This window comes from Paenibacillus taichungensis, from assembly GCF_050994985.1.
Taxonomy (GTDB): domain Bacteria; phylum Bacillota; class Bacilli; order Paenibacillales; family Paenibacillaceae; genus Paenibacillus; species Paenibacillus taichungensis.
Window position 1 is genome coordinate 253,884 of sequence record NZ_CP194720.1, and the last position, 17,431, is coordinate 271,314.

Consider the following 17,431-nt stretch of genomic DNA (forward strand, 5'->3'; position numbering starts at 1 on the left):
AGATAGACCTGTATAAGTTATGGCTATGTGGAACCATAAGCCTTTCATGTTATATAGGACTTTTGGGATTTTTTTGATAGAATGAAGATAAAGGTGTTCGTGGCCTTGTTCTTCAATCTCCTTTCACAATTAAGCATGGGAGTGTAATATATGTCAAAATTCGACACCTGAAAGGAGGGGGAAGCGGAATGAATCCTAGTTTGAGCATCTACGACAATCTTGGTGGAGAGGCAGGCGTTCGCGCACTGGTCGAAGCTTTTTATCCGATTGTTCAGCAGAATGAGAAGCTGGCACCTCTTTTTCCGGAGAATATTCAACCGGTAATCGACAAGCAATACATGTTTTTGTCTCAGTTCTTCGGTGGTCCTGCATTGTTTTCCGAGGCTTTTGGTCATCCGATGATGCGTGCCCGTCATATGCACTTTGAAGTGACGGTTGAACGGGCAGAAGCCTGGCTTGCATGTATGGATCAGGCGTTGACACAAGTTGGTGTGGAAGAGCCGTTGCATTCTTTCGTCCTGCAGCGATTGTCGGGGCCAGCACATCATTTTGTGAATACACCTTAGTTCCGATTACAAGCTTATGGGAGAGGGATGGAATGAGTGGAATTAGAGCCTCTGTATAGGGTAAAGGTGAAGTGTCATTATTGCGAGACTGAGTATGATACCTCACGCGTAAGACCAAGCTTAAAACGGCCATATCGGACGGATTCCGATTTTTGCGCGTATTACAAGCGGGAAAATCCGGATTTCTATGTTGTTCGAATTTGTCCTGAGTGTGGATTTGCTTCGACAGAGAATTCGACAGAACAATTAAACGATAAACAGCGCAAGGCTTTTAAGGAGCAGATCGGTAATCGTTGGGTGAAACGAGACTATAGCGGTACGCGGACACTGGAACAGGCGATGGATTCGTACAAGCTTGGACTGCTTGTTGCGCAGGTTATTCAGGAGAAAGATCGTGTCGTTGCAGGCCTGCTGCATCATATTGCCTGGCTGTATCGGTACATGGAGGATCATACCCAGGAAAACCGTTTTCTTGAATTTAGCCTTGAGGCTTATGTAAAGGTTTATGAACGGGAAGGTACTGGCGGGAATGAAGCCAAGCTTCTTTATCTATTGGGAGAGTTGAACCGCAGAGTAGGTCGATTCCATGAGGCTGTAAAATGGTTCGGCAGGGTTATTCATGACAAGCGCATTACCGATGCAGCCATGATTCGTGCTTCGCGAGAGCAGTGGGCATTACTGCGGGAACAGATGATTTCGAGCAAGTTGGAATTGCCAGATGAAATGATTGAAGCAGACAAAGAGGCTGCGAAACGCAGCCCCATTTGATAAGTGACAGTTGTTCTCTAGTTGCGGACAGGACGACTGGACAGCAGGTAATCACTATCGTTGTCGATCACAGTCATGCTGGCATTACAACAAGGAAAGACCAGTAATTTCTTTTTGCCTTCGCGAATGCGTACAAGCTCCTTTGGTTTGAGTGGCAGCAGTACATTGTTTGCATGGCAGTACGGACATTGCTGTACATAAATGTCCCCCATTACAATATCGTAAGGCCAGCTGTTCTCAAAGGGGATCATTCTTGCTCGCCTTCCGTAGAGGCAGGTTTAGCCGCTTCTTCTTTGGCCAACTCGGCGATTTTCTGCATCAGGATATGCTGCGGCATATGCATCAGATGTTCGAGGGGAACACCCAGAGATTCTGCTAATTTGACGGCTGTGTCAGCCGAGACTTGTAAAGGTTTCATACGATTACCTCCTGAAAATAGCTTAAACTATTTCTCTAGTATAGAGATATAGCGCTTATAAAACCAGTTCTAATTCAAGGTTAATTATCCATTCTACTGAGAGAGGTGCCTTATTTAAATGAAAACACCATTACAACCCGTCTGGGATCTGGAGTCCATTTTTAGTGGAGGTTCTGCCTCTGAGTCATTCGCTGCGTATCTGATTGAGCTGGAGCAGGATGTACGTAAGCTGCAAGCCCTTTTGAAAGATACACCTGCACCCAAGTCTCTGGAAGAAACGAATGCGTTTGATCCGATCCTAGATCTGCTGCAGAGCTGTTATATCCGAATTTCGGAAGGGTCGGCATTTGTGTCCTGTCTTTCTTCACAAAACCAAAAGGATAAAAAAGCAGTTCAGCTTCAGGGAACCATTAGTTCTCTTGCCGCGATGTTGAACAGTACCAAGTCCCATTTCGACAATACACTTAGCCAGACGACAGACTCTGTATGGGAAGCATGGATTGCTCGGGAAGATATTCAGCCGCTTGCCTTCGCACTGAACGAGAGCCGCACGCTAGCTCGTGAGAAACTGTCACCTGAACTTGAAGGTCTTGCGCTGGATCTCGGCGTAGATGGTTACCATGGGTGGGGCAAATTCTATAACACTATTGTAAGCAAGGTGAACATCCCATTTGAACAAAATGGTGAAACGGTGATGTTATCCGCAGGTCAGGCTGCCAATAAGCTGAGCGACAGTGACCGAAATGTGCGCGAGACTGTATTCGCTAACTGGGAACAGGCTTGGACGGATGTCGAAGACTTCTGCGCAGATACATTAAACCATCTCGCCGGTTTCCGTCTCAAATTGTATGAGAAGCGCGGCTGGGATGACATTCTCAAGGAACCTTTGGCGATCAACCGGATGTCGCGCCAGACGCTTGATACGATGTGGGACGTAATTAACGGTGCCAAACCTGCATTGGTTCGATATTTGGAGCGCAAGGCGAAACTGCTAGGTGTAGAGAAACTCAGCTGGAGTGACGTAGATGCACCCGTAGGCAAGTCGGGTGGAAAAGTCACATATGACGAGGCAGCTATCAATATTGTTGATCAATTCGCCAAGTTCAGTCCCAAACTTTCCAAATTTGCAGAGATGGCGTTTGAGAAACGTTGGATCGAAGCAGAGGACCGTGCTGGTAAGCGTCCAGGGGGATTCTGTACGTCCTTGCCACTCAGCAAAGCAACACGTATTTTTATGACCTTCTCTGGGACGCCGTCGAATGTGTCGACACTTGCTCATGAACTTGGTCACGGATATCATCAGCACATTATGGAAGAACTGCCAGCCTTGAATCAACGCTACGCCATGAATGTGGCGGAAACGGCATCTACCTTTGCTGAGATGATTGTAGCCGATGCTCTGGTTCAAGCAGCAACGGATGAGCAAGAGAAGCTAGCTCTGCTTGAAGACAAGATTCAACGAAGCGTTGCGTTCTTCATGAATATTCACGCTCGTTTCCTGTTCGAAAATCGGTTCTATGAGCAACGCAAACAAGGGTTGGTGAATGCAGATGAGTTGTCCAAACTTATGGTGGAAGCACAGCAAGAAGCGTTCTGTGGTGCACTTGCATCCGATCATCCGCATTTCTGGGCATCCAAGCTGCATTTCTATCTGACAGGTGTACCATTCTACAATTTCCCGTATACGTTCGGGTATATGTTCAGTGCAGGCATATACGCCAGAGCGCAGGAGGAAGGTACGGCATTTGCCGATAAATACGATGATTTGCTGCGAGATACGGGCCGAATGACGGTAGAAGAACTGGCTCAGAAACATCTGGGTACAGATCTTACACAACCTGATTTCTGGCAAAATGCAGCGAACCTGGTCATTGCCGATATTGATCAATTTCTTGAGATGACAGAATCCGCAAAATAGTATTCCTATATATGTAATGAGGCTGCAATCCTGTGTAAATGTACACGGGATTGCGGCCTTTTTCAGTGTTTTTTAAAGCTAAGCTCTCGCTAAATATTTTGTCGCAATTGAGAGAAATAACTCGCTAAAAGCACGCAAAATGGCAATTAATTGTGCAAATTATAGTCATAATTACCCAAGTTTGTTTGACTTTGTTGAATGACCACATTTGTTGTCATATAATGAGTCGTAAGTCCTTGTTTTGTAGGATGAAGTGCATAAAGGAGGAGCGTTATGGTAAAAATTGACCAGCTTTCATTAGCACGACAGTTGGATCTGGTGTTCAAAGAGCTTGATCATGAATTATCAGGGTTAGATTCAGGTGTAGTTTTTGTGCAAATACGAAATAATGTAATTGGAAAGTTTGGGATTCGACATAATCCGATAACCGGACGTGACGGTCAAATGGAAGTGGAGGACGGTGGACTAAACGAAACCCAACGCTCTTCTTTCCGCGCAATGGCACTGGAAACTTTGAAATTCAAGCGAAATTGGACTCATGGAGAAATTGCATATGATTTTACAGTAAGACAAGGCATGATTCTGGTTGATGCCACGATGGAGTCCAACTATAATATGGCGAACCTGATGATTCGTTATCCAAGAACCAATACATACATGGATTCAGGCATGGAGTCGTCTTCATAATTGTGAAGAGCACACAGGAAAGCGGCACTTCCGAGGAAGGCCGCTTTTTGTTCTTGCATATGCGAGCACGAATTACGAGCTTACGAACGACCCGATAATTGCTGCTCAGCGATTTGGACCAGACGTTTAGTAATGTAACCACCCAGAGAACCTGTCTCACGGGAAGTGTAGTTACCATAGTAACCGTCTTGGGGAATTGTTACACCCAGCTCTTGTGCAGCTTCAATTTTCAATTGTTGCAAAGCTGCAGTTGCTTGAGGAACAACCAGATTGTTTGAAGAATTTCTGCTTCCTTGGTTTTGACCTCCGTACATGTGTGTCACCTCCTTATGGCTTGGTGATGTTAGTATGGTTAGAGAATGAGGAAATATGCATGATATGGCGTAAGGGAAAATTTGGATATAAAAGATAAGATATAACATGAAAAAAGCCGACCCAGTATGGATCGGCTACATAGAATAAAAGGAAAAAGTAGGAGCTATGTCCCATAGAAGTCGCCTGAGAGTACAAGATTCTACTCGGTTGGCGGAACAATCTCAATACGTGTGAAAAGTTCAACGGGCTGTTCTGGTTCCAGACGAATCAGTCCCGTTTGCTCGTCTGTTAAATTTAAATTGGGTGCATCAGGAAGCCAGGTATACGGTTCAATGCATAGAAATTGATCAGATTCTCCCTTTGTAAAGAGGACCCAATGTTTGAAATATGCTTCATCCGCTGAATATTTAAGCGTGTATCCATCCTGCCTGCGCAAGTGAGCTACTGCTGGTTGCCCATCGGCAGCTTTCAAAAGGGTATCCCAGTTTCGTCCTTGCATGTTCATACCTTCGTTCAATGAAGACCATTCTCCGAGAGATTCAATCTCACCTGTAGGCAGTTGTTCTTCATTCTGAGCGTAAATTCCGGACACAGGAAGTTGAAGTGACCATTCGGCAGGTTTACCGTCAAGCAGAAACCATGTATGATATCCCATTCCAAAAGGAGCAGGAGTAGAGCTCAGATTGGTCACACGCAGACGCTGGCTTAACACCGCGTTTTGAAGTCTGAACGTCATCTCAAGCTTCAAAGGAATTGGAAATTGAGCCATCCAATGCTCTTCATTTTCAGTTAATAATTCCGTTGTAATTGCACAGCCATCTTCATCTTCTTCGATGTCGCTGACACACCAGGACTGGCTGCGGTGGAGGCCGTGAATATGGTTGTCATTGGCCGTATTCTGATCGAATTGGTAATGAACTCCCTCATATTCGAATTGTCCTCGATGAATGCGGCCTGGCGGAACAAGAAGCGGAACGCCGAAGTGATACGGCTTCTGCAAATAAAAGGCAAGTTCATCTTCTTCCGGACTGCGAACGACATCGCGGCCCTGCACCAGATCGCGAATCGAGATAATATTATTTCCAAGACGCGGCAGCAGGGTAATCTCCAATTCACGGCTATGTAGGATATACGTGTCGTAACCATTCCATTGGCCTTTGGTCACTTGTTTCATATCGATGCTCCTTTTCCCACTTGAAATCTGTCTGCAAACGGCCATTCCTATATGCCGTTGCAGGCGTGTCATTGTGTACATGCCATTTATCCCATTAGCATACCGAATGAATGCTGGTGATTAGGATAAGCAATTCCATCATAACAGATTTCAGTGAAGTGGGTAAAAAAAGCTATTCCCATTTTGACATTCTGGTCCGCGCGGATTAAGATGGTATTCTGAACGATGCGTTTTATCCAATGAATGATAATCAAAGCGATGACAGGGACAAGTAAGCTAAGAGAACTCTCTTCAGAAAGCCGGTGGATGATGTGAACCGGTGCGAACTCTTTACCGAATGGACCCTTGAGTGCTGGCTTGAACAGGCAATGTCTGAAGTTTGGACTACCCTTAGTAGAATCGGACGTATACTCCACGTTACGGAGAAATGAAGGCATTTCTTCTACATGATCTAATTAGGTCTAGAGGAATGGAGAAATGCGAATAAGGGTGGCACCACGGTCTCACGTCCCTTGCGGATGTGGGCCTTTTTGCGTTCGCGGAGAATTAGGAACAAACAAATAGGGAGGCGTTATGTGAAATGAAAACAGTACTTTCGGGAATTCAGCCGAGTGGCAAGCTCACATTGGGTAACTACATCGGAGCAATTAAAAACTTTGTGAAATTGCAGCATGACTACCAATGTCACTTCATGGTGGTTGATCTCCACGCTGTAACGGTAGCTCAAGAGCCAGCAGCGCTGCGTGAGCAATCTGAGGCGGTAGCTGCCTTGTTTATCGCAGCTGGAATCGATCCTACGAAATCCAATGTATTTCTGCAATCCCATGTACCGCAGCACGCGGAATTGGGCTGGTTGATGACTACACTGACATCGATGGGCGAGCTCGAACGCATGACTCAGTTCAAGGACAAATCATCTGGTAAAGATTCCGTTGGCGCTGGGCTGTTTGTCTATCCTTCATTAATGGCTGCTGATATTTTGTTGTATAATGCTGATCTTGTGCCAGTAGGCGAAGACCAAAAGCAGCATCTGGAACTGACACGTGATCTGGCGGGACGCTTTAACCATCGTTATGGTGAGTATTTCACGATTCCAGACCCGTATATTCCACAGGTGGGTGCTCGGGTAATGTCACTGGATGATGCTTCTTCCAAAATGAGCAAAAGTAATCCCAATGCAGGCAGCTACATTGCCTTGCTTGATCCGCCAGATGTGATTCGCAAAAAAATTAGCCGTGCCACAACCGATTCCGGTCGTGAAGTTGTATATGATCCGGCAAACAAACCTGAAGTCAGCAACCTGATGAGTATCTATGCTGAATGCGCAGGTCTGTCATTGAAAGAAGTAGCGGAGCGCTATGAAGGCAAAATGTATGGTCCATTCAAAAAAGAACTGGCTGAAGTGGTCGTATCTGTTATTGAACCTTTACAAGAACGGTATCGTGAGATTCGTGAGTCTGGCGAATTAGCTGACATCCTGGAAACTTCAGCTCGTCGCGCAGAAGCGGTGGCTTCCCAGACACTTAATGCAGTTAAAGAACGTATGGGGTTTGTTCCTAGACGTACGTTGTAGTAGGACGAGGCAAGTAACTTAAAGTTAATGAATTATTCACATAATAAAGAGGAGCCCTGATGGGGCTCCTCTTTAATTATCGTTTCGTACTATCCTATGAAGTTTACCGGGTCAAGAGGCTGTTTCCGAAGTGGTACGTGCTGCTTCACGACGCTCTTTCTTTGCGCGAATAACAAATCCCCAGCCGATGTTGGCAACGGACACGACAAACAGCAACGTAGCCAACCAGCCGGAGTAAGAGATCATAATCGCCGTAACCGCTAACAACATAATCGAAGAGAATGCAAACCATAGCGATAAACCTTTGCTCATTGGGAAAAACCTCCATATAGAAATTTGATGAAATTCCGTATAACCTGAAGCGCACGAGCCATAATAATCTTGCAAGCTTGCAATTACATTACAGACACAGATTGAAGGGAGATTTTAAATATGGCTCAAGGATCTCGTTCTAACAACTTGGTGGTACCTCAAGCAAACTCAGCATTGCAACAATTGAAAATCGAAGCTGCACAAGAACTGGGTGTAACTATCCCACAAGACGGTTACTACGGTAACTACACTTCCCGTGAGACAGGATCTCTGGGTGGGTACATCACCAAACGTCTGGTACAAATCGCTGAGCAGTCTCTGGCTGGGTCTGGCAAATAATTATTATAACCAAAAAGCAACAAGCAGAAGCCCGGAGCGGAAACGCTCCGGGCTTTCTCGCGCATTCGTTCCTATGTCTGATTGTGCCCTTCCATGCACTTTTCGTCAAGAGCGTGCGGATAAAAGTTTTTTATTCATTTTCTCGTCACTTAACCAGCCAACATACGTATCAATCGTTTCGAAATTTCGATCCATAACGACTACAGCGACAAATGGGTACTGTTTACGGTGTCGATAACGCACATCCGCCCAGCGAACCTTGTATCCTGCTGGTAATTCTTCCACCTCTGCAACAGCATAGGAGGTGAAGTACAGAAACGCAGTGACTTCAGGGGAGTTGCGTGAGGCGGCAACAGCCGCGTGAGTGGACGATGAAGCATGGAGATTCCAGGTTAAGACGGAATGATCCATTTTGCCAATCTCATAACTGCCGTCTTCAAATCTTTTCACTACATGCCATCGGTTCCAGGATATTGTTGGGATGACCATGTAATGAGCCTTAGAATTATTTTTGTCGAGTCGCTTCACCTGTCTAACAGCCATAGCACGTGCTATTGTCCGCCATACATAATACAAGCCAATCAAAATATACAGTGAAACAAAGAGTGGAGCAGGGGCGATCAGATCGAAGGCCCATAACAATATGGCCAGCACATGTGTGGTAAACAGAAACGGATCAAAAATATGAATGATGTTCCAGGCAATCCAGCGTTCTGTAAAAGGCCGTGCTGCCTGAGTTCCATAGGTATTGAACAAATCGGTAAAAACGTGAACGCCAACGGCGACAGCAGTCCAAGCCGCGACGTGTCCAACAGCGACACCCGGGAAGATCAGTGCAATGACACCGGTGATAAGCAGTACCCATAACAGGAGAAATGGCAGTGAATGGGACATACCCCGGTGATTCCGGATGTAGAGCGAGTTGCTTTTGAGACGTAACGCAGTATCGATGTCAGGAGCCTGCGAGCCTGCAATGGTTCCAACCATGACCGCAGCTGCGAGCATGGGACTCGTCGCGACAACAGGATCGACATAAGCCAGACCGGCCAAACCAATCCCCATGACAAAATGTGTAGAAGTATCCATAAACGTCTCCTTTGTGTGGTGTATCGTTAATGCGAGTTGCTTCTCTATCTAGGTGATACCCATATATAGTGTATATTATCCGCCTACCGGGAAGCAAAACACCCTAATTTCCAAAGATATGACAAGAACCTGCTCAATTGACAGCAATTGTACGAGCATTGTCAAACTCTTTTTCCTTTTCCTGTGATAAACTTTATATCGGAGGCGAAAGAGAGAAACCTCCATGAGATCAAGAAGAAGGGGGATTCACAAGCGTGGACAATCCATTGAGATACCAGGCTTCTTCCGATTCGGCAACACGATCTGCGCCTCCGATGAAGTCAGGGACGTGGAAAGATTTTATCCATATTACGAAACCGGGTATACTTCGAACCAACCTTATTGCGGTTTTTGGTGGTTTTTGGCTTGCATCCCAGTGGGACGTCAACTACGGCAAAATGTTGCTGACCCTGCTTGGAACGGTACTGATTATGGCTTCTTCTTGTGTATTTAACAATTACTTTGACCGTGAACTTGATCTCAAAATGGAACGTACCCGCAACAGGTCCTTGCCAACAGGACGTTTAACACCCAAAGTCGTTTTATCCTATGCCATTATTTTGGGTGTGATTGGATTATCCGTACTCTTTTCCTTCTCCGGGGTACTTGCCGGATTATGCGGCATTTTTGGCATGTTTGTCTATGTGATTATGTACACCCTTTGGTTAAAACGTTCGTCGACATGGAGCACCTCCATTGGCGGTCTGTCTGGTGCAATGCCACCAGTCATCGGTTATGTCGCAGTAACTGGACGGATGGATCTTGGTGCATGGCTGCTTCTGGCCATGTTGTTTTTATGGCAGCCTCCACACTTCTGGGCGCTCGCGATCCGTAGGGTGGAAGATTATCGGGCTGGTGGATTTCCGCTATTACCGGTGGTAAAGGGTATTGAACGGACCAAGATTCAGATGATTCCTTATCTGGTTTTGCAAATCTTTGTCCCAGTTCTCATGTATGCTTACGGGTATGCAGGAATTTTCTATCTTACCGTTTCACTGATACTTTCCGTGCTGTGGCTGTACTACGCACTTAAAGGCTTTCGTGCACAAAATACAGATGCCTGGGCCAAAAAGGTATTCCTTTACTCCATTAACTATCTATCTTTGAGTTTTATATTGATGATTCTGGATACAGTGCACAAATGAGCAGCATGAAATGCTTTAATAAACATTAGATGGGCACGGGTCCGTGGAACAGCTACAATTACAAGGGGGCCCATTGTCGGTTGGGTTCTTGGTATACATATGCATCAAAGTAGTATGGGAATGAGGAAAAGTCATTAAAAACACGATTCAAGTCCATGAATTTTATAGAGAACTGCTTCAACTTTTATGTATGCGTATTCATATGATCTGATATCGGAAGGGACGATAATGATGCTGAAAAAGTATAAATGGACATGGATGCTGTTAGGGCTTGCACTAATTATGGCGGTGTATTTAATGTGGGGCACCGTATTTGCCAGCAAGGAAAAGTTACCCGAAATTCGGGAGATTCAATCCTTTTCGATGGAAAATGTGGATGGAAGTACAGTATCTCTGGATGATACCAAAGGCAAGGTACGTTTGTTCTACTTTTATTTCACCAGTTGTCCGGATGTGTGCCCAATTACGACGTTTACGTTATCCCAGGTGCAGGATCTGTTGAAAGAGGACGATACCTTTGGCAAGGATGCCTCATTTGTGTCCATCTCGTTTGATCCGAAAGTGGATACCAAGGAGAAGATTAAGGAATTTGCAGATCGATTCCACGCGGATTATGAAGGCTGGTACTTCTTGCGGGGGGATATGGATCAAACGAAGCAGCTCGCCAGGGATTCATTCCAGATCCTCATTGAGGGTGAGAACAAGGATGATTTTGCCCACATGAACATGATTGGATTGGTGGATCGGAATAACCAATTGCGTAAGGTATACAATGCGTTTAATACAGAGGATGTTGAACCAGCAGTCATTGCGGAAGACATTCGCAATCTGATCAAGGAATAAAGATGCGTTCATTATAATCGCCAAATAAAGAGGCTGCTTCCTGGGTTGAATGAATACCCGGCGAGCAGCCTCTTACGGTTTAAAACGATGGGAATTCAGGATATTGGATATACGATTCCAATCCGGCTTTCTCCAGCTGGGCGATGATGTATTCATCGGGAGTTCCCTCTACACCCGCATAACCACGTCGTGTATACATCTGTACTGCATCCGGGAAGGCATCTCGTAGCACACCCCTGATTTTTTTGCCCGAACTGTCATTATCCATAAATAAGTAGACCTCATCGTAACCAACCTGTTTGCGCAGCGACTCAAGCTTGAGAGAATTCAGTGTTCCAAACGTGCACAAAATGTTGATTTCGGGTCCTACAAGACGTTTTAGTTTGCTGCGGTCGTTTTTACCTTCCACAATGACATGAATAGGCATCATATTCACCTCTTGATCGAGAGCTTATGTCGACATTCCCCGGGAAATGTTGCAGCGGAAATCGACTGGATTATATAAAATGGACTTTCTAATTTTTACACGAGTGACTACGTTGACAGAAACATCTTTGATTTCTAACTTTCAGCAACAGTGGCCGTTCCGTTTACGGATCGTCTGTTCTAAATGATGATATTTAAGAAGAAATCTTTAACGATGAAGAAGTCACCTTGTTTCGTGTGTAAAACATCAGTCCATTTTATATAGTTTAGCTGTAAATGGGGGAATGATGCAAAGCCAAGAAAAATACAAGCCTTTCTGTTGTCAAAGAGTACGGATAGTAGATCATTGTGATACGGTTAACCCAGTATGCTTTTAGGATCAGATAGGGAAGCTTCGCGTCTGGCTGTGAAGTAAGGAAGCAGCATGATGCCGATCATCAATAATACAAAAGCAATGAAATATGGCGATAAACCCACACGAAGCTGTCCTGCTGTGATTGGGCCGATGAAAGAACCGATGGAGGTAGCAATGGATTGCAATGAGAAGATTCGACCCAGCTTGTTTCCACCACTTAAATGAATAAAGAGTGTTGCCATGGCTGGGAAAATAATGCCTTTGGACATCCCCAGAACGAAAAGCACGGAAGACAACGGAATTTGTGGTATCGCCGCCATAGCAAAGAAACATAAAGACATCAGCAGCACACCTGCAATCAACCGCAGTTTGGGAGAATAACGGTTGAGAAATAGCATGCTCAGGGTAAATAGTGCTCCAATACTGATAATGGAAAACAAAAGTCCGGTAGACATCATGGACGAATGTCCGCCTCCACGCAGTGGCAGTTCAAAAAACAGAATTCCTTGGGCACAGGCAATGACAAGGGGCAGAGCAAAGTACCGCCAGGATACGGGCAGGAATTTTCTTTTTTCTTCAACCAGGTTGCTAGGCATGGCGGGCTCGGTCACTTTTTCGTGCTGAACTTCAACGAGGCCTTTGGGCATGGATAACCATGCGATAACACCAGACAGTATGAGCAGATAACCGAGACTTGCAAAGGTGGCCGAAAATCCTAAAGCTCCCACGATCAATGCGCCTGCGGCGGGGGACACCACGGATGCCAGCGTATGTACGACGCCATGGCCTGACATGTACTTACCTTGCTTGATTGGATCACTTGACAGCTGCGCAAGCAGTGCGAGACAGGCCGGAGAGAGAAAAGCAAGTACAAACCCGCTGATGGAGCGCAGGGCGAGCAGCTGCCATGGCGTATGGATTTGTGCCTGGATAAGCAAAATGATGCCTGCACCCAGCAAACTGAATACAATGTAACGACGACTACCATGTTTGTCGATTTGGGTTCCGGCAATCAGATTGCCTGGGAGATGAGTCAAGGAATAGATGCCCATCATCCAGCCGATGAAGGTCGGGGCTGCCCCGAGCGAGATAGCGAAAGGGGTCAAGATTGGATACTGCGCGTGCAGATCAAAAACAGCAAGGAACAAAAATAGATATAGCCAGATGGCCGTTTTCACATAAGCCCCTCCTTGTTAAGCGATGCATGTTCAATAACTGATCATGATGTGTTCCCCGTTCCTTGGACAGAACCTCATGGTACTACTTGTACGCCCGGCGGGACGAACTTAGACCGTTTATTTTTACATAGGAGGCTTAGCTGACAGCAGCTTCGGAAATCATGTATAATATTCGGGAAGTGTTAATAATCAACTCTAATACGGAAGGTGTAGTCATGAACATAGAAGTAATCAAAGAGTTTGTGATGCAGAACTGGCTGGTGATTGTGGTTGCGTTGATCATTTTGTTCTTTGTTCTGAACGTGGTCAAAACCGTATTGAAATGGGCGATTGCCATCATCATTATTGCGGCTCTACTGATATACAGCGGCATCTCCATTGATCAGATCAAACAGACAGTTACTGACGTTCAATCAAGTACGATGGACACATTGAAGAAGGAAGCGACCAGTATGATGCTCAAAGAAGCTTCCAAAGCAACATACACCAAGGGACAGGATGGAGCATTTACCATCACAAGCCCCAATGTGGAGATTAAGGGTAGAACGAATTCGGATAAAGTCGATGTTACATTCCGGGGGATCTCCGTGGGTGAATGGAAGGTCGACAATGAAACGATACGAACTTTTGTCAAACAGGCACAGGAGAACGGAACAGCACCGGCTTCGTAGTAAAGGAGGAATGAATACGTGCTGCAAAGTTGGCTGGATAGTCTGAAAGAATTCAATGGCATAACGATTATGCTGCTGCTGATTGTGGCCGCTTCATTGCTTCAGGGGTGGTCCAGAGGTGCTTCGCGTTCGGCAGGAAGACTCTTTGGATTCCTCATGGATGGCATTATGGCGGTCATTGGTATTTTGTTATCTATTGGTTTAACCTTATGGCTTGCGCCATATGTTCAGCAATGGTTATCTGTGCATGCGGCAGACATGCCTAACCGTGAATTGAACCGATGGGAGCAGATGTATTATACATTGATTACGGCCATTGCTGATTTTCCGCTGATGCGGTTTGCCGTGTTGTTTGTGATTAGTTATGGCTTCATCCGATTGGTTCTCGGATTGCTCTCTTCCCTTATTTTCAGTAGAAGATACAGTTCGGCAGAGCAAGAGAGCAGACCCAAAGGATTTTTCAGCCGTATTACGGGTGCTGTGATTGGTACAGTTATTGGCTCCGTCCGCGGGATGATTGTGATTGCCGTATTGTTCATGATTGTCAGTCTCTATCCGGGCAGCATGTTTAGTCGCTATGTAGAGGCTTCACCCATTTATATGCAAGGAGCCAAATCTGTTATAGAGCCATTATCAGGTACATTCATCAAGGACAAGTTGCCCGTATTTACGCAAGCCGTGCAAAAGGAACTTGGGGCGATCCTGCAACGCAAATATGAAGTCATCGACCATAACATTCCGGCGGATATTGAATCTGCGGCAAAAGAAATTGTGAAAGGTCAAACGACAGATGAAGCCAAAGCCAGGGCGTTATATGACTGGGTAGGTTCTCGCATTCAATATGACTATGGCAAAGTGGATGACTATGAGCAAAAGGGCATATGGCACGAGCAGACGCCACAAAATACATTTGATACACGTCAAGGCGTATGTATCGATTACGCTCGTCTATATGCGGTCATGGCTCGTTCACAGGGTCTCGAAGTCAAAGTGGTTACAGGGCTTGGTTATAACGGGCAGGGTGGATATGGTCCGCATGCCTGGAATGAAATATATTTGAGTGATTCGGAAAGCTGGATTCCGCTTGACCCCACTTGGGCGATTAGTGGCGATTGGTTCAATCCTCCTAACTTTGCCGATACCCATCTAAAGGATCAATCAGCTTAACATTACGCCGGACATGGGTCCGGGAGATGACGACGTTGCCAGGTTATCATGCCGAGGCTGTACAGCCTGGACGGTATGCATCAAGTCATGAAAGAGGTAGGATGAATGAACAATCATTCAAAAGAGAAGGACGAACTTACGGACAAGAGGCGCTTTAGTTACCGGATGAACGTATTTTTCTTCGCTTCCTTTGTTATTTTTAGCGTTATTATTGTACGTTTGGCGTTTTTGCAATTCGTGGAAGGGCCTGAGCTCAGTCAGGAGGAAGCGAGCAACATTACCAAAGATGTACCGCTCGCTCCCGTGAGAGGAACCATCTATGATTCCACGGGCGAGGTGAAGTTGGCTTACTCCAAGCCGATTCAATCCTTGTATCTGACTTTATACAAAAACTATGGGGATGTGGATGGCAAGCCTAATCCGAATATAGCGGAAGTGGAGGACATCGCCACCCGGCTGCATGATGTTTTTGAGCAGTATAAGAAAAAGGATTCCGAGGCCCTTACGGTCGACAACATCTTAGAAGCAATGGACCTCAATTCGCGCAAAGCGAATGGGTTCATGCCACGTCTGATCAAGAGTGATCTGTCCGATGAAGAAGTGGCTTATTTCCTGCAGCACAAGGATGAATTCAAGGGAATTCAGATTGTAGAGGAAAGTGTGCGTTACTATGATCCGGATACGGTAGCCGTTCAGACGATTGGTTATCTCAAAAAGTTCAAAAGCTCCAAAACATTGGATAAATACAAAGAGGTTGATGAGGCCAATAAAAAGCAAACGGACCCAGGTCTTGTATATACCGAGAATGAGTTTGTTGGCTTTGATGGACTGGAACTGCAATATCAGGATGTTCTGCGGGGAAAAAGTGGTTATAACTCCGTTGATGTTGACTTGCGGAATTTGCCTGAAGGTGTAGCGGGCTCTACCCCACCCGAAAAAGGGTACGACCTAATTACAACGATTAACAAAAATGTCCAGGTGAAGACAGAACAGGCGATACTGGATCAACTAAGCTGGCTGCATACACATCCAGTTTCAGGTAAGCTGCATCCGAATGCCAAAACAGGTTTTGCGGTAGCTATGGAAGTGGATACAGGGAAGATTGTTTCGATTGCCAGTATGCCAGATTATGACACGAATATCTGGAGAACGGGTAGTATTAGCAACGATCAATATGATGACATCAAGTATGTATATCAAAATGGTACAATTCGCTCGTTCCCGCCCGACGATTCTAAAAAAAGAGCTGAATCTATCGTATTACTCGGTTCAACGATTAAACCGCTTAGTGTATTGATCGGTTTGAAAGAAGGATTTTTCACAACAAATACGGTGTATTCAGACCGTGGTTCAACGACTTTCGGTGGAGATAACCGTAGAGTACAGAACTCATCGGGACACGTGTATGGGTCGTTAACTCCCCATGATGCGATTCGACATTCCTCGAACGTGTTCATGATTGATGAGATTGGCAAGAAGCTTTACTCCCAATATGGCGCAGAGGGAATCAATGTTTGGGATAAATACATGAAGCAGTTCGGTCTGGGTGTATCTACTGGGATTGATCTGCCGAATGAATTCTTGGGTATTCGGGATTATATGAACACCGATGAAAGTTCACTAACTCGACTTGTTTATGGCTCCTTTGGACAACAAGGGAAATATACAACGATGCAGCTGGCACAGTATGCTACGATGCTAGCGAATAAAGGAAAACGCATGGAGCCACAATTAGTCAGTGAGTTCCGTGATTCGGAAGGCAATGTGGTTGAGAAAATGAAACCGAAAGTGCTCAGCACAGTCGATTTTAATGATGCTTACTGGAATGAAGTACAGCGAGGCATGGCAACCGAAGTAACGGCGTTTAGTGGATTCCCTTATGACTTTGCAAGAAAAACAGGTACATCCACACAGTTAGTCGGAGGCAAATTGGTGGATAACGGGGTATTTATTGCTTACGCTCCACGCAACAATCCGAAATTGGCTGTAGCCGTGGTTATTCCTGAAGGGGGCTTTGGTTCGAGCAGTGCTGCCCCTGTTGCACGTGCGATCTTCGACGCGTATGACGAGGAGTTTGGTCTGGACGGTGTACCGAAAAAAGATAAAAATAAGGAATCAGATACACAGTAATGTAAGTTGTTGATTCCAAAAGAGGGACCCTTTCGAGGGTCCTTTTTCGTTTGCCAGACTGAGAGGCTACTTTCCCACAGGCTGCTGCATATCAGTATGTAACAAACATTGTGCATGCCACGTTTATATAAGAGAATGAAAATTTATTTCAAAAGTAAAGAGATTAACGATATGTCTGTATTGACATCGTTTCGAAAGAATCACCATATGTCTATTCTGTTTACGAAAATGTAACCAAAATCTGGAGGACATGGCAGTTGACCTTTGATAGACTTGTAGAAGGAAAGGTATGTTACTTGAACCGATTGATGCAATATGCGT

At 45.4% G+C, this 17,431-nt stretch carries 19 protein-coding genes and 1 other annotated feature; of the genes, 11 read left to right on the forward strand and 8 right to left on the reverse strand.

All coding sequences use genetic code 11. The features are described 5' to 3' along the window. Positions 1-188 precede the first annotated feature (188 nt). Both ACR1R9_RS01275 and ACR1R9_RS01280 read left to right on the forward strand, forming a co-directional pair. Entirely contained in the window at positions 189-566 is a 378-nt protein-coding gene (locus ACR1R9_RS01275) for a globin (protein ID WP_024634405.1), read from the forward strand. A 36-nt stretch (positions 567-602) separates the two neighbouring features. Continuing rightward, the gene (locus ACR1R9_RS01280) at positions 603-1,334 is read left to right on the forward strand and encodes a DUF2225 domain-containing protein (RefSeq protein WP_433921893.1); all 732 of its coding nucleotides are present in this window, start codon (positions 603-605) and stop codon (positions 1,332-1,334) included. Positions 1,335-1,351: 17 nt separating this feature from the next. Here ACR1R9_RS01280 and ACR1R9_RS01285 read toward each other — a convergent pair whose 3' ends face one another. Further along, positions 1,352-1,585: a hypothetical protein gene (locus ACR1R9_RS01285; RefSeq protein ID WP_063566143.1), complete on the reverse strand. Its 234-nt coding sequence runs from the start codon at positions 1,583-1,585 to the stop codon at positions 1,352-1,354. Beyond that, positions 1,582-1,752: a YycC family protein gene (locus tag ACR1R9_RS01290; protein WP_064506463.1), complete on the reverse strand. Its 171-nt coding sequence runs from the start codon at positions 1,750-1,752 to the stop codon at positions 1,582-1,584. Before ACR1R9_RS01290 ends, ACR1R9_RS01285 begins: the two co-directional genes overlap by 4 nt. Before the next feature lie 118 nt (positions 1,753-1,870). On the opposite strand from ACR1R9_RS01290, the gene ACR1R9_RS01295 reads away from it, so the two are divergent. Then, the gene (locus ACR1R9_RS01295) at positions 1,871-3,670 is read left to right on the forward strand and encodes a M3 family oligoendopeptidase (RefSeq protein WP_433921892.1); all 1,800 of its coding nucleotides are present in this window, start codon (positions 1,871-1,873) and stop codon (positions 3,668-3,670) included. Between the two features lie 273 nt (positions 3,671-3,943). Beyond that, on the forward strand, positions 3,944-4,357 hold the full coding sequence (locus ACR1R9_RS01300; protein ID WP_063566141.1) for a hypothetical protein: 414 nt from the start codon (positions 3,944-3,946) through the stop codon (positions 4,355-4,357). Between the two features lie 80 nt (positions 4,358-4,437). Here the strand turns inward: ACR1R9_RS01300 and ACR1R9_RS01305 are convergent, their stop codons facing one another. Both ACR1R9_RS01305 and ACR1R9_RS01310 read right to left on the reverse strand, forming a co-directional pair. Then, positions 4,438-4,671 (reverse strand): alpha/beta-type small acid-soluble spore protein, encoded by a 234-nt coding sequence (locus tag ACR1R9_RS01305; protein ID WP_076290933.1) that lies wholly within the window; start codon positions 4,669-4,671, stop codon positions 4,438-4,440. A gap of 200 nt (positions 4,672-4,871) precedes the next feature. Then, positions 4,872-5,846: an aldose 1-epimerase gene (locus tag ACR1R9_RS01310; protein WP_076290932.1), complete on the reverse strand. Its 975-nt coding sequence runs from the start codon at positions 5,844-5,846 to the stop codon at positions 4,872-4,874. A gap of 249 nt (positions 5,847-6,095) precedes the next feature. Continuing rightward, positions 6,096-6,362 (forward strand) — a binding site (T-box leader). 64 nt (positions 6,363-6,426) lie between these two features. On the opposite strand from ACR1R9_RS01310, the gene trpS reads away from it, so the two are divergent. Next, positions 6,427-7,419 carry a tryptophan--tRNA ligase gene (gene trpS / locus ACR1R9_RS01315; RefSeq protein ID WP_072735502.1) on the forward strand — a complete coding sequence of 331 codons (993 nt, stop codon included), beginning with the start codon at positions 6,427-6,429 and terminating at the stop codon, positions 7,417-7,419. Between the two features lie 111 nt (positions 7,420-7,530). Here trpS and ACR1R9_RS01320 read toward each other — a convergent pair whose 3' ends face one another. Further along, complete coding sequence (locus ACR1R9_RS01320; RefSeq protein WP_310854575.1) at positions 7,531-7,731, reverse strand: hypothetical protein; 201 nt, start codon at positions 7,729-7,731, stop codon at positions 7,531-7,533. 120 nt (positions 7,732-7,851) lie between these two features. On the opposite strand from ACR1R9_RS01320, the gene ACR1R9_RS01325 reads away from it, so the two are divergent. Next, the gene (locus ACR1R9_RS01325) at positions 7,852-8,070 is read left to right on the forward strand and encodes an alpha/beta-type small acid-soluble spore protein (RefSeq protein WP_017692386.1); all 219 of its coding nucleotides are present in this window, start codon (positions 7,852-7,854) and stop codon (positions 8,068-8,070) included. 105 nt (positions 8,071-8,175) lie between these two features. Here the strand turns inward: ACR1R9_RS01325 and ACR1R9_RS01330 are convergent, their stop codons facing one another. Then, positions 8,176-9,156, reverse strand: a complete 981-nt coding sequence (locus ACR1R9_RS01330) for a metal-dependent hydrolase (protein ID WP_310854576.1) — start codon at positions 9,154-9,156, stop codon at positions 8,176-8,178. Positions 9,157-9,410: 254 nt separating this feature from the next. On the opposite strand from ACR1R9_RS01330, the gene cyoE reads away from it, so the two are divergent. Further along, the gene (gene cyoE / locus ACR1R9_RS01335) at positions 9,411-10,340 is read left to right on the forward strand and encodes a heme o synthase (RefSeq protein ID WP_076290929.1); all 930 of its coding nucleotides are present in this window, start codon (positions 9,411-9,413) and stop codon (positions 10,338-10,340) included. A gap of 231 nt (positions 10,341-10,571) precedes the next feature. Continuing rightward, positions 10,572-11,183 carry an SCO family protein gene (locus tag ACR1R9_RS01340; RefSeq protein WP_083679049.1) on the forward strand — a complete coding sequence of 204 codons (612 nt, stop codon included), beginning with the start codon at positions 10,572-10,574 and terminating at the stop codon, positions 11,181-11,183. A gap of 79 nt (positions 11,184-11,262) precedes the next feature. Here ACR1R9_RS01340 and ACR1R9_RS01345 read toward each other — a convergent pair whose 3' ends face one another. Next, a complete protein-coding gene (locus tag ACR1R9_RS01345) occupies positions 11,263-11,610 on the reverse strand; it encodes a toprim domain-containing protein (RefSeq protein ID WP_024631255.1) in 348 nt (115 codons plus the stop codon). A gap of 356 nt (positions 11,611-11,966) precedes the next feature. Beyond that, positions 11,967-13,142: an MFS transporter gene (locus ACR1R9_RS01350; protein ID WP_076290927.1), complete on the reverse strand. Its 1,176-nt coding sequence runs from the start codon at positions 13,140-13,142 to the stop codon at positions 11,967-11,969. A gap of 161 nt (positions 13,143-13,303) precedes the next feature. Between ACR1R9_RS01350 and ACR1R9_RS01355 the strand changes: the two genes are divergently transcribed. From ACR1R9_RS01355 to ACR1R9_RS01365, 3 genes are all read left to right on the forward strand, one after another. After that, the gene (locus tag ACR1R9_RS01355) at positions 13,304-13,813 is read left to right on the forward strand and encodes an ATPase (RefSeq protein ID WP_433956411.1); all 510 of its coding nucleotides are present in this window, start codon (positions 13,304-13,306) and stop codon (positions 13,811-13,813) included. 69 nt (positions 13,814-13,882) lie between these two features. Further along, on the forward strand, positions 13,883-14,980 hold the full coding sequence (locus tag ACR1R9_RS01360) for a transglutaminase domain-containing protein (RefSeq protein WP_076290977.1): 1,098 nt from the start codon (positions 13,883-13,885) through the stop codon (positions 14,978-14,980). Between the two features lie 105 nt (positions 14,981-15,085). Beyond that, on the forward strand, positions 15,086-17,110 hold the full coding sequence (locus tag ACR1R9_RS01365; RefSeq protein WP_076290925.1) for a peptidoglycan D,D-transpeptidase FtsI family protein: 2,025 nt from the start codon (positions 15,086-15,088) through the stop codon (positions 17,108-17,110). Positions 17,111-17,431 lie beyond the last annotated feature (321 nt).

Coding starts and splice junctions, on each gene's coding strand:
- ACR1R9_RS01275 (WP_024634405.1), top strand. CDS start 189: ATGAATCCTAGTTTGAGCATCTACGACAATCTTGGTGGAGAGGCAGGC.
- ACR1R9_RS01285 (WP_063566143.1), bottom strand. CDS start 1,585: ATGATCCCCTTTGAGAACAGCTGGCCTTACGATATTGTAATGGGGGAC.
- ACR1R9_RS01290 (WP_064506463.1), bottom strand. CDS start 1,752: ATGAAACCTTTACAAGTCTCGGCTGACACAGCCGTCAAATTAGCAGAA.
- ACR1R9_RS01295 (WP_433921892.1), top strand. CDS start 1,871: ATGAAAACACCATTACAACCCGTCTGGGATCTGGAGTCCATTTTTAGT.
- ACR1R9_RS01300 (WP_063566141.1), top strand. CDS start 3,944: ATGGTAAAAATTGACCAGCTTTCATTAGCACGACAGTTGGATCTGGTG.
- ACR1R9_RS01305 (WP_076290933.1), bottom strand. CDS start 4,671: ATGTACGGAGGTCAAAACCAAGGAAGCAGAAATTCTTCAAACAATCTG.
- ACR1R9_RS01310 (WP_076290932.1), bottom strand. CDS start 5,846: ATGAAACAAGTGACCAAAGGCCAATGGAATGGTTACGACACGTATATC.
- trpS (WP_072735502.1), top strand. CDS start 6,427: ATGAAAACAGTACTTTCGGGAATTCAGCCGAGTGGCAAGCTCACATTG.
- ACR1R9_RS01320 (WP_310854575.1), bottom strand. CDS start 7,731: ATGAGCAAAGGTTTATCGCTATGGTTTGCATTCTCTTCGATTATGTTG.
- ACR1R9_RS01325 (WP_017692386.1), top strand. CDS start 7,852: ATGGCTCAAGGATCTCGTTCTAACAACTTGGTGGTACCTCAAGCAAAC.
- ACR1R9_RS01330 (WP_310854576.1), bottom strand. CDS start 9,156: ATGGATACTTCTACACATTTTGTCATGGGGATTGGTTTGGCCGGTCTG.
- ACR1R9_RS01340 (WP_083679049.1), top strand. CDS start 10,572: ATGCTGAAAAAGTATAAATGGACATGGATGCTGTTAGGGCTTGCACTA.
- ACR1R9_RS01345 (WP_024631255.1), bottom strand. CDS start 11,610: ATGCCTATTCATGTCATTGTGGAAGGTAAAAACGACCGCAGCAAACTA.
- ACR1R9_RS01355 (WP_433956411.1), top strand. CDS start 13,304: ATGTATAATATTCGGGAAGTGTTAATAATCAACTCTAATACGGAAGGT.
- ACR1R9_RS01360 (WP_076290977.1), top strand. CDS start 13,883: ATGCTGCTGCTGATTGTGGCCGCTTCATTGCTTCAGGGGTGGTCCAGA.
- ACR1R9_RS01365 (WP_076290925.1), top strand. CDS start 15,086: ATGAACAATCATTCAAAAGAGAAGGACGAACTTACGGACAAGAGGCGC.